The sequence below is a fragment of the Methanobacterium paludis genome (assembly GCF_000214725.1).
GTDB lineage: Archaea > Methanobacteriota > Methanobacteria > Methanobacteriales > Methanobacteriaceae > Methanobacterium_C > Methanobacterium_C paludis.
Map to the genome: position 1 here is coordinate 2,023,713 of NC_015574.1, position 14,395 is coordinate 2,038,107.

General features: G+C 38.5%; 11 protein-coding genes. 1 reads left to right on the plus strand and 10 read right to left on the minus strand.

Translation table 11 applies throughout. From position 1 onward, the window contains the following. Positions 1 to 10: 10 nt before the first annotated feature. From MSWAN_RS09530 to MSWAN_RS09570, 9 genes are all read right to left on the minus strand, one after another. The gene (locus MSWAN_RS09530; protein WP_013826436.1) at positions 11 to 478 is read right to left on the minus strand and encodes a 4Fe-4S dicluster domain-containing protein; all 468 of its coding nucleotides are present in this window, start codon (positions 476 to 478) and stop codon (positions 11 to 13) included. A 57-nt stretch (positions 479 to 535) separates the two neighbouring features. Next, positions 536 to 1,915: an acetyl-CoA decarbonylase/synthase complex subunit gamma gene (acsC, locus tag MSWAN_RS09535; protein ID WP_013826437.1), complete on the minus strand. Its 1,380-nt coding sequence runs from the start codon at positions 1,913 to 1,915 to the stop codon at positions 536 to 538. 18 nt (positions 1,916 to 1,933) lie between these two features. Further along, complete coding sequence (gene cdhD, locus MSWAN_RS09540; protein ID WP_013826438.1) at positions 1,934 to 3,103, minus strand: CO dehydrogenase/acetyl-CoA synthase subunit delta; 1,170 nt, start codon at positions 3,101 to 3,103, stop codon at positions 1,934 to 1,936. Positions 3,104 to 3,115: 12 nt separating this feature from the next. Beyond that, a complete protein-coding gene (locus tag MSWAN_RS09545; RefSeq protein ID WP_013826439.1) occupies positions 3,116 to 3,874 on the minus strand; it encodes an ATP-binding protein in 759 nt (252 codons plus the stop codon). A 144-nt stretch (positions 3,875 to 4,018) separates the two neighbouring features. Next, complete coding sequence (gene cdhC / locus MSWAN_RS09550) at positions 4,019 to 5,416, minus strand: CO dehydrogenase/CO-methylating acetyl-CoA synthase complex subunit beta (RefSeq protein ID WP_013826440.1); 1,398 nt, start codon at positions 5,414 to 5,416, stop codon at positions 4,019 to 4,021. Positions 5,417 to 5,575: 159 nt separating this feature from the next. Next, positions 5,576 to 6,091 (minus strand): CO dehydrogenase/acetyl-CoA synthase complex subunit epsilon, encoded by a 516-nt coding sequence (cdhB, locus tag MSWAN_RS09555; RefSeq protein WP_013826441.1) that lies wholly within the window; start codon positions 6,089 to 6,091, stop codon positions 5,576 to 5,578. Between the two features lie 20 nt (positions 6,092 to 6,111). Next, positions 6,112 to 8,463 carry a CO dehydrogenase/acetyl-CoA synthase complex subunit alpha gene (cdhA, locus tag MSWAN_RS09560; RefSeq protein WP_013826442.1) on the minus strand — a complete coding sequence of 784 codons (2,352 nt, stop codon included), beginning with the start codon at positions 8,461 to 8,463 and terminating at the stop codon, positions 6,112 to 6,114. A gap of 396 nt (positions 8,464 to 8,859) precedes the next feature. Continuing rightward, positions 8,860 to 9,969, minus strand: coding sequence for a type II secretion system F family protein (locus MSWAN_RS09565; protein ID WP_013826443.1), 1,110 nt, complete (start codon positions 9,967 to 9,969; stop codon positions 8,860 to 8,862). A 120-nt stretch (positions 9,970 to 10,089) separates the two neighbouring features. Continuing rightward, entirely contained in the window at positions 10,090 to 11,706 is a 1,617-nt protein-coding gene (locus tag MSWAN_RS09570) for a CpaF family protein (RefSeq protein WP_013826444.1), read from the minus strand. Between the two features lie 41 nt (positions 11,707 to 11,747). On the opposite strand from MSWAN_RS09570, the gene MSWAN_RS09575 reads away from it, so the two are divergent. Continuing rightward, positions 11,748 to 12,728 carry a 50S ribosomal protein L11 methyltransferase gene (locus MSWAN_RS09575; RefSeq protein WP_013826445.1) on the plus strand — a complete coding sequence of 327 codons (981 nt, stop codon included), beginning with the start codon at positions 11,748 to 11,750 and terminating at the stop codon, positions 12,726 to 12,728. A 213-nt stretch (positions 12,729 to 12,941) separates the two neighbouring features. Here MSWAN_RS09575 and MSWAN_RS09580 read toward each other — a convergent pair whose 3' ends face one another. Next, on the minus strand, positions 12,942 to 14,189 hold the full coding sequence (locus tag MSWAN_RS09580; protein WP_013826446.1) for a tripartite tricarboxylate transporter permease: 1,248 nt from the start codon (positions 14,187 to 14,189) through the stop codon (positions 12,942 to 12,944). Positions 14,190 to 14,395 lie beyond the last annotated feature (206 nt).

Here is a 14,395-nt window from a genome sequence, read left to right on the forward strand (position 1 = left end):
CTTAATTTTCCTAAATCTTATCTTTATACACCTTCAATGCCTCTTCAAAAACATTTACATAAGACATATCCTTTTTAAGATCCTCAAGGTCTTCTACCGAGAAAATTTTAAGCACATTGTCCTTGCAAGCCTCAACACAGGCCGGTATTATTCTATCGCAGTCCATGCAGAGGGTGCACTTCTGTACTGATTTTTTCTCATCGTTGATCACTAGCATGCCCACAGGACATGCTATCATACAGAGTCTACAGAGTATGCAGGCATCCTCATCAACAATAAGCGTGCCATTTTCTTCTTTTATAGCTCCTGTTGGACATATACGTTTACAGGGGGCCTTATCAGGGTGACATTGGAGGCAAAATAATGGTACTGTGCTTGTTTTCTTTGCTCTCGCCACTCCATGCTCTTTACGACATGCTGTGATGCAATCGTTACATTCTGTGCACATCTGTGGGTCTACGACCATCAATGTTTTCATATCTACACCTTTATATCTAATTTTTAAGCATTCCTAATTTTTAAGCATTCCTAATTTTTAAGCATTCTCTTTTAACTTTAATAATACACCTGCTACTGCAGATGAATCCCTTGGACCTACTTTAACTTCCCAACCTGTTTCATCCTCGATTTCACCGCTTACAGGTGCTGCAAGTCCGGGTATCATGAGTATTCTGGTTTTAACCTTGTCCTCAACACCAGATTCTTTTATAAGGTCTGCAACGGATTTACCGTTGAACTGACCTCCAGCTATTGAAACATCCACAGCTCTTCCATCTGTGTCAAGTACCAGAAGGTAGCAATTGGCTTTTCCAGATTTTAAGTCTCCTTCTACCGTGTAGTATGTTAAGGCGAAGTTTGTGGTCATGAGCACTGGTGAATCTTCGTTAACTTCACCGAACTCGTAAATTCCCGGATCAACTGCCTGTGGTTTCCTTGGATCTGTGTATACGCTCTGTCTTAAGGTTAAAATTGGTATTAATTCCCATATGTTCGTTCCGTGGATTATCAGAATATCTGCGTATTTGTCAATGAGTGTTGCTGCAATTGTGGCCTCTTTTATTCCACCTTCAACTTCATCCTTCTCTGAAAGCCATGTTACAGCAGGAATTCCTAAAAGTGGGAATCTAAAGTCATCATCTCCCTCTGTTATGCCCAGTCTTCTGATCATAACGAAGTTGTCAAGGGTGTCACCTATACCATCACCTACAAATGTACCAGGATCAAGAACTATATCCTTTATTCCCTTTGATCTAAGGATTCTTGAAAGTTCTTTCATCTTTTCAAGGTCATTTTGCACAAATAATGCTATTGGACAATCATATTCAATTGCCAGTGCCGCCATATCCTCTACGTTGTTCTCAGTAGCAGCGTAAATAAGTGGTCTTTCATCTCCAACTTTTTCAAGTGCTGCCTTCATGGCCACAGGATCAAGGGAACAGAGTATCAACGGGAACTTGGATTTTTTAAGCTTCAAAGCAGCTTCAGCAAAATTATCATTGTTTCCAGATGCGTTTCTGAGTGCTATAGCATTGAGCTTGAGTTTTTCACCCGTTCGTTCAAATTCAGTTTTCTCTATGAGTTTAACTCTTTTTCGGAATGTTTTATCATCCATATTGTCGCTCACATCTATTACAAGAGGTGTGGGGTTGTAGTACGTAAGCTCGTATCTGTAGAGAACTTCATCCCCACCAAAGGTTACAGTTTTATCCCCGGTACCTATGGTTATTTCCCTCACTGCAGGGGCGAGCAGATTTTCAAGCTTTTCTAATTCATCTGCAGCCAGGGGAGTGCATAACTCAAGATCAATTTCTTTTTGTGAGAGTTTTGTGGCGAATGCCATGCATGATGCTTCTCCACATTCAGCGCAGTTGGTCTTTGGAAGTAATCTGTAAATATCCATTGCAGTAACTTGCAATTTTAAACCTCCTTCTCCTTATTCAAGTTCTGTTATCCATCCTGAAATGTCAGGGACATCTGTGGTCATGTATTCTTTGGTGAATGTTTCACCGATCTGTTTGAGCATATTCACTGATGATGGGTGGAGCATCATGAAGATGTCAACACCACAGAGCATCATGGTAAGGCCTGTTACTATCTCCCATATAGGTCCACGGTATGCTGTTGGTCCCCATTCATCTTTTTTCATCCATGCTTCACGTGAACCCCATGCATTGGTTGTACCGGATGACATTGGCATCTGCAGGTCTGTGTCACCCCTGAGGGCTGCAAGTCTGGTTCTTGTTACAACATCAATTGAAAATTCTATACCATAACCTAGCGCACATGTTGTGGGGTCCATTACGATGTCCTTTTGAGTTAGGCCCTCTTTCATGAGGTACTTGTTAAGACTTTTCTGCATGTTTATGTCTGTTATTGCCCATGATAGAACTGCATGGTTGTAATCTACAGCTGCCTTTGCAACCCTTTTGTAGTCAAGGTCAAGGTTTGCTGATGCAAGAAGACATCTTTCACCTTCTGCAGCTTCAGCTGCTGCTTCAAGCACAATTGGATCTTTTTTAGGGTCTCCAGAACCTCCTATTACCAGTGGGACCTTAACAGCCTGAAGAACTTCTTCAATATCCTGTGCTGCTTGGCGTGGAGTTTTGTCCATAACCTTTGGTCCTGTTCCAATAAGATGTATCGTCACCATATTTGCCCCGAATTCTTTAACAGCTTTTTTAGCCCATTCTCCAGGGTGTTCCATCACATCAGAGAAGTGTTCCCTGATGGGTTTTGGAAGTCCGGGCATAGGTATGTCAAATACATCGAAGGTTACAACAGGAGCGTTCGGCTGAGGTTCCTCAAACCTGTAAAGAGCTTTTTGTCCCCCTAAAAATACTGGTTTCCTTGTGCCTGCCCCAAGCTGAACTTCCGCCACTTCCCCTTTGTAATCATGTATCGGGGGTGCAAAAGGTGCTGATGGGGGCAGTTTTATGCCCATATCCTTTGCTACAGTAGCCTGCTTTTGTGCCACTTGCTGAACAGCCCTTTGAACAGCAGGCATCAGCTGAAGTTCCAGTTCTTCAAAATCCATTCTAAACTCATTTATTTCTATAGAGTCCGTTTTTTCAAGTAGTTTAAGAAGCTGTGTCATTTTATCCATTAACCCACATCCTTAATTTGAATTTAAAATTTGAGATACGATTTTTGAAACTGTAATAACAGGATCAGAATCATCTGAAAGGTCTATAAGAGGTGTTCCTTCAATATCATATTCTGAAACTTCTTTATTTTCATAGATTGTTCCTATAACATCAAGTCCTACTTCCTGAACTTTTTTCATCATTTCATTTTCATTCTCTGCTTTGACCCTGTTCAAAATCAGGAACATTTCCTTGAAACTTATATCAAGTTCATTTGAAAGATCACTGATCCTCTGAGCTGTTAATATACCTCTCTTTGATGTGTCGGTCACGACCAACATCGTATCAACATTTTGAGTTGTTCTGCGGCTCAAATGCTCCAATCCTGCCTCTGTATCAATTACAATTAAGTCATAGTTAGATGAAAGTCTTTCTATTATTCTTCTGAGCATGTTGTTAACTGCACAGTAACATCCACTTCCTTCGGGCCTTCCCATAACAAGAACATCAAAAAGTGGGGTTTCTACAATGGATTCCATTATTTTGTAATCCAACATATCCCATTTGTTCATTCCCTCAGGGATGTTGCCTGCTGCTGTGTCCTTTTTAAGTTCCTCTCTAACATCTCCAACCGTCTTATCAACATCAACACCTAATGCTTCTGGTAGATTTGAATCTGGATCGGCATCTATGGCAAGTATATCTTTGCCCATTTTTGAAAGGTTTTTTATAATAAGAGACGATACCAGGGTTTTGCCTGTTCCCCCCTTTCCACTTACTGCTATTATCACTGCACCACAACGCTCTTTTTAAACATTAAGACTTTATGAACATCAATTTTTTGAATAAGTTTTGATATTTGGAAATGTTAAGATAAAATTTAATTCAATGATCTGAAAAATATACGAGTAAGATCAAACCTGATTTTATCTAACCTATTTCTTTTTAATTATAACCTTTTCAGCGTAAATCTTGGCATTTTTAAAGATTATTCTAACTCCTCCAGAGGTTGGTACCGTGAGTTCTGGTACTTGAGCAACTGGTGCAACTGGCACACCCTCCATCCCAACTTTTTCCATTTCTTCACCCTCTTCTTCAATTTCAGGAGATTCTGCCTTATCAGATTCTGTTTCTTTAAGTCTTTCCATGATTGGATGTTCTGCATCTTGCAAGAATTTCCTTATTTCTTTTATACTGTTTGCATCTTCATCAGTTGGAATTTTATCCATGAGATCTTCCGGTATGAATCCTTCCAGTGAGCTTTTAATATCTTTAGGAAGCCATATTATCCTTTCATAGCCACCATCTGCCTGTAAGAACTTTGGTGACCTCATATATTCTAAACTTAATCCTGCAAATCCTTCTATCTGTTTTCCGCCAGAACACTGTCCTGCCATTGCTGAGAATGGAATTCCAAGGGGCGTTTCACCTTTAAAGTCCCTATCAACAATTCCTATTCCATCAAGTTCAGGTATGTAAAAGGCCACTGCCTCAAAACATCCGCATGATGTGTGTGGATGCCCGAATACACTATGAAGGTAAACTCTGTCAAATGTGCCCTGTGACTTTTCAGCCACAGCCGCGTTGACATTTTCGTATTCCCCCTTCACATCGTCAATCACTGCACCCTTTTCTATTTCAAATATTGGTCCGTCTGGATCCATTTTTGCCGCTGCCCTGCAGTCAAACCAGTTTATGGCTCCACAAAGAGCTGTTCTATCCGGTGTTACCACACATACATGGGTTGGTGCGAAGGATTGGCACATTACGCAGCCGTAGAATACATCCACATCTTCCTCTGAAAGTTCCCTTGACCTTGCATCCCTCTGTTCATACTGGGATCTTGCAGTTTCAATGAAGGATTCCACTTCTGATTTTTCTGTTAATATTCTTATAGACATGGATTCTATTATTGGGAATTCTTCTTTATATAATGCAGAAAGTGCCTTTCCAAGGTCTTCAAGCTTAAAACCTGCTTCTTTGGTTTCTTTGCTGATCCTACACCAGATCTGGTCTCGCTGGTTCAGGTGCATGAATCCTTTAACGTAGTTACAGAGCTCGTGCATCTTTCGCTCTATTACCCCTTCAAGCTCTTTTTCAAGTTTTTCACCCTTAATCTCCACGAGAATTCCAAAGGGATAAATTTTTCCTTCTTTCATCTCGTCAATATTTGGACCTACAACCTCGATCTTCCCATCTTCAACGTCTTCTTTTACTTGGACAAGTTCTGCCCCAATGGATTTTGGGCCGGCAAGTTCAACGAACATGTTCGCTGCCCTTATACGTTCTCCTTCATACATGGGGCTGACATCAACAGGTATATCCTCAAACATTGAATTCCCTCCGATACTTCTCTAGTTGTCTTAAATAAGTCTTATTTTTTAGTCTTTATTTTAAGTCTCCAATATTTCTAATTATTTCTAATATTTCTTAATTTGAAATACCTAATTTGAAATATTTTTAATCTAAAATATTCATCATAAACCAATTGCTCAATCTGTTTTCATTTTATCAAGATATTTAAACCATTCTTCATCTTTCATATTCGGGAAGGATGCATCAGCATTTGAATGGAAATATTTACAAACTGTAAGCGTTTTAATGTGAGGTGCAAAGTGTTTAAGGGTTGAAAGACCCTGTGAAGCTATGTAGTAAATGCATCCTAAAAAGATAACCAGGTCATGTTGGCCTTCATCCTTAACTCCCTGCCATTCTGGGTCCTGGAGAAGGTTTACGATTTCTACAATTCCGTAAGACTTGGTTTTAACTCCTTTATCTCGAAATGCTTTGTATGCATCTGCTGTTGTAACCACTGGAAGCTCCCATTTTTCTGCAATGTCTGCAGAATAATTGATCAACGGTTCTTCCGTTACTAGGGGCCCTAAAACTAGTAAAGGCCTTTTAGCCTTTCTAAGCATCATTTTAGCTGTTTCTGGTGTTGCAAGAAGCGCCTGTTTGGGTCCTGCTATCACCGTTGGTTGCCATGGAATTACTCTTTCGTTGCTCATTTAATCACCGTTCCAACCACTTAATCACCATTTTTATCCTTAAAATCCATTAAAGATGGCTCTTGTGGTGTTGACCTTGGTGCCCATCCTTTTTCCTTTAAAATTTTCATAATATCCTTTTTGTAGGTTATAGGAACATCTTTATCTGTCCTTACGAATAGGTGAACATCTTCCGGTATTGTGCCAAAGTACTTCTTGTGAAGGTCTATGTAATGGTTGAGCTTTATATTTCTTCCTTTTGGAGTGTCAGTAGGTCTTATGCAAAGTTTTGCGACCATTACAGTTGCTTCTTCCCGTGTTTCTGCTGCATAAAGCAGGTGCTCAGGTGCTGGCTCACCATCCACAACCTTTCCTGTTCGGAGATCGTTTATTTTCCATTTATCCTTCTTATCAACTCTTCCAAGGTACAAACGTCTATATTTTGAGCCATGAGGCCCTATAACTGCAGGTATTCCCCATCTATTAACACCAGCTGCTATCGCAGCTGCTTTTTGTGAGTATGCGCCCCATGCAATTCCACAGGCCCCTACCCTGTTGAGGATGTAGTCTGCAACTTCTTCATAGTTACCCTCTAATGGTTTTTTAGCAAATATATTGGCTATCTTTATTGTGGCGCCTGAAACATGGGAATTTGAAACACATGAACCCAAGTTAACAAGCCCCTTGGCGTCGAAGTCCCCACTGTACTTCTCGTACAAAGTTTTTCCATCTTCGTCCCTGTACTCACCTATGGACATTGCTCCACATCCTGTTGTAACCACAATGTAGTTACGTTCAAGGAATTCTTCTGCCATTTTAGCAACTTCCAATCCTCCTTCCGGATAATTGGAACACCCTATAAGCGCTATAACTCCAGGTATGTCCCCTAAAACTATTGGTGCTCCTACTTTCCTTATTTCAACGTCTTGTACAGGTCCTCTTCCAGCACGGATGTTGAATTTCTGGTCTTTTAAGAAGCGTTCACCAACTTTCGTGAGCATCGAAACTATAGGAATATCCCTTGGACATTCCTGTTCGCATCTTCCACAAATGTAACAACGATCATGTTCATAAAGTTCCTCCATTTTAGAGAAATCACCATTTGAAACTGCCATTACAGCATCCATCATTGGTAAACTGTTCGGACATACCCTGTCGCACCATCCACATTCTGTGCATTCTTTAGCATATTCTACAATTTCTTCAAGGTCTGGGAGCATTTTTAAGTTTTCCCTCTCTCCAGATATTTTTCTTGCAACTTTTACAGCCACTTCTCCAACCTTATCTGGGTCAAGTATCAATGCGCCCTCAATATCATTGTTCACAAGCTGTGATACGATTTTATCAGCATCTTCTTTGGTTTTATCAGGCAGCCCAAGGCAAATCTTGTCTGTGGTTGCTATGACTACTGCTTTGTTTTTCTTGGCCTCTTCCAGAACATCTGTTCTGACGCACTGCTCATCAACAACTATTACGTCTGCAACTCCACTTCTAACAAATTTAAGCTGTTTTGAAATTGGACCGACAACTTTGGCCCTGTTACTGTATCTTGTGATGTCTATGGCCGCACAGCAGATTCCACAAACTTCAATGTCATCTTCAAGTCCCTGATCTTCCATGTAATCAATAATTCCAGCCCCAGGTGCAATGTTATGTCCTATACACAGTACTACAGGTTTTTTACTATCTATGGTTCCAAGTCCCAGTTCCACAAGCGGTGCATCCTCAGATCCTTTCGGCAGGTCCAGGGCGGCAATCTGAGCTACGTCTCCAACTTCCATTGCAACATGATCCATTAAACCTGCATGAAGTACCTTTGACTCAAAATCCATGTAATTTCCTTCCTGTCCAGTGTGGGCAGCTGAAAGGAGTTGTAATGACTGTTCTTCGACATAACTCATAGTTTCCCTTAAATCACCTAATGTTTCAGGTTTTTTACCAATTACAGTACGCATGATAGGTGCTTCTATATCTATGCTGCCACCCAGGTCTATTGGGAAATCTTCACCTTTTTTATCTATTAAATATTCCAGCAAATGTCTTGAATGCCCTCCATGAGCTGCTGTTCCTATGCAAGATGCTATAAGCACCATCCTACCTTGCTGAGCTTTTGCATCGATTCCACATGCTCCTTTCTTACCAAGGAGGTCACACTTTCCAAAAGTGCAAAGACAGCACATATCACAGAAAGGAGCATAAAATGGCTCGTATCTTTCCAGTAACTTCATATCCCATGATCTCAAATCTGTTACATTTGGCTTTGGAGTTGGTCCCATTGGTACCTCTGCTGAGATTCCATTAGAGCCATCTTTTTCAATAATATCGCCAATTGAAACTTTAAAGTCCTTTGTTTTCCAAAAATTGCCCTTGAAATCCTTTGTTTTCGGTGCCATGTTTATCACCAAATTATTAATGATTTATAATGATGATTTTCTTTTGAATGACCACTATATATAAAGTTTGTGTATTACTTTTTCAGAAATAAGTGTATTTTTATCTTCGTATTTAATAAAAGATTTTATTTAATATTGTTTATATTGAAATTCTTATTGAAACAGGAGTTTTAGTAAATATTAAGAAATTTTATGTTATAAAATTAAAATCAAAGTAAAATTAAAAAGATAAAGTGTTGTTAACTTTATTATATAAATGGTTATCAACACTCTACTTTATAGTTTTGTGTAATACGTTAAACAAATTATGTAATATGTTAATGTAATATGTTTCAAATGTCGTAATTTTAATAAAAATAGAAAAATGGAGAATATTTATATTAATCAAACCCCATTTTACATCTGTGGCTCCAACCTTTTTATCATGAAAGCCATAAAAGCCACTATCATGGGGAATAAGAATAAATACATTATCAAAAGCAGTATAGGTGGAACTATGGGCCCCATTACTGTTGAAGCTGCTATTAACATGATCATGGTGATAACTGGTCCAAGTATGGCTACAAACATGTAGATCATGGTAAAAGAATTCAGTTTCATGGCGTAATCCTTGAGCTTCATTCTCATTTCATAGGCTGTATCCTCTGCTATGACATTAAGAGTTTTTGCAAGGTCTCCACCACTGGACAATGTCCTTGTTATCTGGTTAACTGCCCTTTTAAGTCCTTCAGAATTTATTCTCTCACTCATATCTGTAAGAGCTTTTTCTGTCGTTTCACCATATTTTATTTCCTCAAGCGCCCTTGCAAATTCCTCTGAAAGCGCCCCATATCCTGAGAGCGATATGGACTTCATACTATCATGTAGACCTATTCCTGCACGCAGTTCTGTTGCCATCTGTCTCAATGCAAAAGGCAGTTCCCTTGAAGCTTCACTAGTTTTTTTACCCTTCTGAATGTTTGGCAAAAATATTATGAACATTGCCATCATGAATATTGCCAGACCAAATGCAAGGCCCAGTTCTATTCCAAAACCCAGTACAACAATGATTCCAAATACAAGCACAAATGAAACAACACCTAAAATGAGGATCATTTTAGGGTCTAATCCTTCTTTCTCTTCTTCCTTAAGAAGTTTTTCCAAAGAAGCTTTGCTGTAAGATTCCTTTTTTTGTTTAGCTTCTTTTGTTTCCTTCTCTTTTTTTACGGGTTCCTTTTTTTTATCTATGAGTTCCTTGAATATGTCAATTTCATCTTTATCCATCCTCATTCGTTCTATAACTCTTGAAGGTTGTTTAGGAACTTTATTTTGTTTTAAACCCTCAGTTAATAAGGATGATGCTTTTTTTTCTGGTTTTATGGCTCCCTTTTTAGCTTTTTTTCGATCGGGTCTGGTTTTATTTAGCCTTTCCACAGGTGCAGAAACACCATTTCCCACCTTTTTACTTGAGTCAACGGTTATACCACCAATCCTGTTGAAGAGTTTTCTAAGACCATCAAAAGCCATTTTATCACCAGTATTATTCCATATTTAATCTTTGTACCTATTTTTGTTATTTATTCTAAATATTCATATAAAAATATTCATATAAATCTAAAGTTCCTTGAAATATCTAATTTTACGTAATTATAATATTTTATCTAAAATTTCATCAGGATTTTTATAATAATTATTGATATACGCTGCAACCTCTTCAATGGATCTGATGTTGTTATCTGCCATGTACTCCAACACAAGCTTTCGTTTCTCAATTTCTTCTTCAATTTCAGATATTCCTATTCCGCGTAGTTCAGCTATTGCCCGAAGTGTCTTACTTGCAATTCCTACATATTCAACTTTATCAACCACGTTGTTCCACTTGAACACACGGTTGAGTTGCACGTTTCCTTCTTCCATACCCACAACTTCTGCAACTTCCGTCACTCTTCTTATTGAGCCCCCTTCTGGCCTGTACATCCTGTTCTGCATTATGACGAAATCAAGAGCCGGTATCATAATGGTTGGAACATTCATAGGCGGGTTTACAAGCCTTGTTATAGTTTCTCGGGCTGTATTTGCGTGTAAAATACCCATACCGGAGTGGCCTGTGTTTAACGCTGTAAAAAGAGTTACAGCTTCGGCACCCCTTACCTCACCAACGATCACACGGTCGGGCCTCTGCCTCAAACAATTCTTAACCAGTATGTCCATTGTAAGTTCACCCTTCCCCTCAATGTTTGGTGGACGGGTTTCCATCCTTAATACATGGGTGTGTGGAAGTTGCAGCTCTAGAGTATCTTCTATTGTGATTATTCTTTCACGGGGAGGTACAAAAGCCCCAATAGTGTTCAAAGTCGTAGTTTTACCAGAACCCGTACCGCCCGCTATAATGGCATTACAGGGTTTCACACCAAGCCCATCAGTACAAACCCATAAAAAAGCAGCTAAATGGGATGAGAATGTTTTGAAGTTTATTAAATCAATAACAGTTAATGGATCTTTTCTAAATTTCCTTATGGTCAGTGTTGAGCCGTCTGCAGATACCGGAGGAATTGTTGCATTTACCCTTGAACCATCTGGCAGTCTTGCATCAAGAATAGGTGTCTGCTGGTCTATTCTTCTGTTAACCTGCCTGGCTATAACATCTACAATGGATTTTATATCGGAATCATCATCAAAAACAACGTTTGTAACCATCATGCCCAGTTTCCTGTGGTATACAAAGACGTTTTTCCCTGTTCCTATGACCATTATTTCCTCAAGGTCGTCGTCCTTTATCATTGGATCGAGTTGGCCGTAACCAAGCATTTCCTGGGATATCTGGGTTGCGAGACGATCCACATCTCTTACTCCTTTCATCCTAAGGAATTCCCTTACTTCTCCAATGAACGATTCCTCTTCAATACGGAAATCTTCTCCCTGGGAAACTGCAACTTCAACGAGTTTCTCACGAATCTCATTGAAAAGTAGGTTTTCTTTTTCTGAGAACTTGGGGAGACTCACATTGTAGCGAGGTATTAAACCCTCTTCTACTATTTCTGCTTTAAAACTATCAGAAACTTTTTTGATCTTTTTAGAATGTTTTTTAGAAGGTTTTTTCATTATTTTATCTAATTTAAACCCGTCTTCATCCTTTTTATCAGGTAAAATTTCTTTTTTTTCCCTTTTCCTTCTAATTATTTCCCCTTTATCCTCTTCAGTCTCCTCAGTAGTTGCAAATTCTCCAAGAAGATCCTTGAGTATTTCCTTACGTTTGTCTTTCATAAGCCTCAATTATTTATATACAGTATCCAATATTTAAGCATATGGACATAACATGCAATTGCGGTGGGGAATGCGTAAAATCAGCACCATATGTTTTGAAGGATATTAAGTTTTTTTACGATCCCTGCGATAACTGTAAAAATTTGAAATTAAAAAAGTTTGCTCCCCTAACCAGTCAAATTGACTTAAACCAGATAAATGCTGGTTTTGGGAGGTGCAAATGCGGCAGGCGGCACCTTGACATTGTGATGGCCCATATCCTGAAAGTAATGATCGAAAACGGGGCAAAAGGTGAGAGATCAACCTTGAGAGATACCTGCGTTCCATTGATAACCCCAGGATATCCAACAAATTCAGCACCTTACCTCCAAGAGAACTCACTTGTTATACTTACAGATGATGTAGACAAAAAGTGTGCTGAAACTATCGTTAAAGATGTTCCAGAGGTTAAAGGCGTTTTAAAAGGCGATTTAAGAAAAACAGTTGGGATTAAGGATTCTAATTCCGCCCCTAATGTGTACAAACTCCTTGCAGGTTGTGATATGCGTTGTGATATCGTTCAAACGCAATATGGGTCAATTTGTATCTACAAACATCAAGGAGAAATACATATAGAATTCTCAAAGCCAGTATCCCCTAAGGTAACCATTTTAAACAAAGCCCTAAACCAATATGCAACCCCAACAGTTCTGGACTGCACTTGCGGCCCTGGAACACTGGGTATAACATGTTTAAAAGCTGGAGCAGAGAAGGTTGTATTCAACGATCTATGGTACCCTGCAGCAAGAACTACGGCCCTTAATCTAGAGATCAACGGATTTTCAGTGGATATTTTTGATAAAAAAGAGGGTTTAATAGCATCTGGAAAGAATTTTGATGTTTACTGTGCCGATGTTAAAGATCTAAAAAACATTCTGGATGAAAAATTTGATATATGCCTCGTTGACACGTTTCCAGGGGTTGGTATTGATAAGTTCAAGATTGCCGTCAAAGAACTCTGCAATCAAGTTTTTGTTATCTAAAATATATATTAAATGGAGTTATATATTGGGGAGTTCTCTATTGGAAATAAAAATGATCAACCAGATCAATATATAGTTTAACTTGGGATTTAACTAAATGATTTAAGAGCTAAAAATCAAATATTACTTTAAATAAACTTATTTATCTATTTTATTTTAAAGATCTTTAATTTGATCAAACAACAATCAAAACCATCTATAAATCAATCTTAATCAGACTAAACCTGCATAGATAATAATTGCTGGAAGTATAAGAACACCCATAAGGTTTGATTTATTCACTTCAACGTAATGGGGCAACAATCCCAATGCAATAGCAGTTACATAAACCAGAATTATGTAAAAAAGGTTTGTATGTTCCATAACTGTAAATAAAACTACCAAAAAGCTCATAAAAATAATCACAAACCAAGAAAGTTTTCTATAGTTTATTTTTTCTATTGATTCACTTACAATATCACCAAGCTTAAGACAGAGGAATAAAGAAAGGGAAACTGCCATCAAAGAGACAAATACAAAGAACATTAACTGATTGAATCCAAAGCTTTGAAGTAGCTTGTCCACATAGACTGCAATTCCACTTCGAGGATTACCAATTAAATAAATAGCTACTAGCGAAAAAAGGGCGTCTGAAACATTCACTCCACTCATGGCAACGAGAAAGCCTTCCCTGTTGTTTTCCACATCTCCGCTCCCACTTAATTCCTGGGCAATTATACTTCCCTGGGCAGGCCCCATACCCGGAAGAAATCCAAGGATAGTCCCTGCAATTCCACCTGCAAATATCCCCCTTAAAACGTTGCTGTCAACTCGAAGGTTGTGAAACCTGTTCTGGGTAGGGACCACTGAATTTTGAGACATGCTGAAAAGAAGGGTGCTCACACCAAAAAGCCCTGAAAACATGCATAGAAGCGAAACATTTGAAGATATAGTTGTGTTTAACATCACCCAACCCATAACCCCTGAAATCAAAAATAAAACTGTTGACCACATCATAGAACTTAAATCTCTGTTTAAACCTATGATCATGTATACAACAACAGCCACAAGCAAAATCCAGATATACGGTTTCATGAAACCATATAAAGGAGGCAAAATCAGTATAAAAAGGGGCAGAAGTAAGATGGTGACAACTATTGCTCCGAAACCACCTAACGCAACGAGTCTTATGGCTTCCTTACCTCTTCCCTGAAGCAGCAGATAATGTCCCGGTAAAATGGAAAGCACTGTTCCCTCATCCGGAACACCAAGGAACATGGACGGTATGAATTCCATAAGGGCATGAGATATTGACATTGAAATTAAAAACGCACACAAAATTTCAGGGGATAAGAAAGTTAAAAGAAAAACAGATGAACTGAAAACAAATGCTCCAACTGTATTAACGTGAATACCAGGTATTACGCCTGTTACTGCACCACATAAAACCCCTATAATGCATATAATGATGATATCAATCAAATTATCACCGTCAATATAATGAGAATATAACGAGATTTTTATTTTTTAACGAGCTCTTATTTGTTTAAAATCGATTATTTACTACATTATAATTAATTAGTTTAGTATAATAGTAATATTATTATTAAAAATAGTATTATATAAATGCAGCGATCCAACTTTTTTGAAAATAGTTTTAACGAGAAAATTGTTAGAAAAATTGTTAG

What these genes read in the sequence shown, in the direction of transcription:
- MSWAN_RS09530 (WP_013826436.1), bottom strand. Translation starts at nt 478, where the DNA reads ATGAAAACATTGATGGTCGTAGACCCACAGATGTGCACAGAATGTAAC.
- MSWAN_RS09570 (WP_013826444.1), bottom strand. Translation starts at nt 11,706, where the DNA reads ATGAAAGACAAACGTAAGGAAATACTCAAGGATCTTCTTGGAGAATTT.
- cdhA (WP_013826442.1), bottom strand. Translation starts at nt 8,463, where the DNA reads ATGGCACCGAAAACAAAGGATTTCAAGGGCAATTTTTGGAAAACAAAG.
- MSWAN_RS09565 (WP_013826443.1), bottom strand. Translation starts at nt 9,969, where the DNA reads ATGGCTTTTGATGGTCTTAGAAAACTCTTCAACAGGATTGGTGGTATA.
- cdhD (WP_013826438.1), bottom strand. Translation starts at nt 3,103, where the DNA reads ATGGATAAAATGACACAGCTTCTTAAACTACTTGAAAAAACGGACTCT.
- MSWAN_RS09575 (WP_013826445.1), top strand. Translation starts at nt 11,748, where the DNA reads ATGGACATAACATGCAATTGCGGTGGGGAATGCGTAAAATCAGCACCA.
- cdhC (WP_013826440.1), bottom strand. Translation starts at nt 5,416, where the DNA reads ATGTTTGAGGATATACCTGTTGATGTCAGCCCCATGTATGAAGGAGAA.
- cdhB (WP_013826441.1), bottom strand. Translation starts at nt 6,091, where the DNA reads ATGAGCAACGAAAGAGTAATTCCATGGCAACCAACGGTGATAGCAGGA.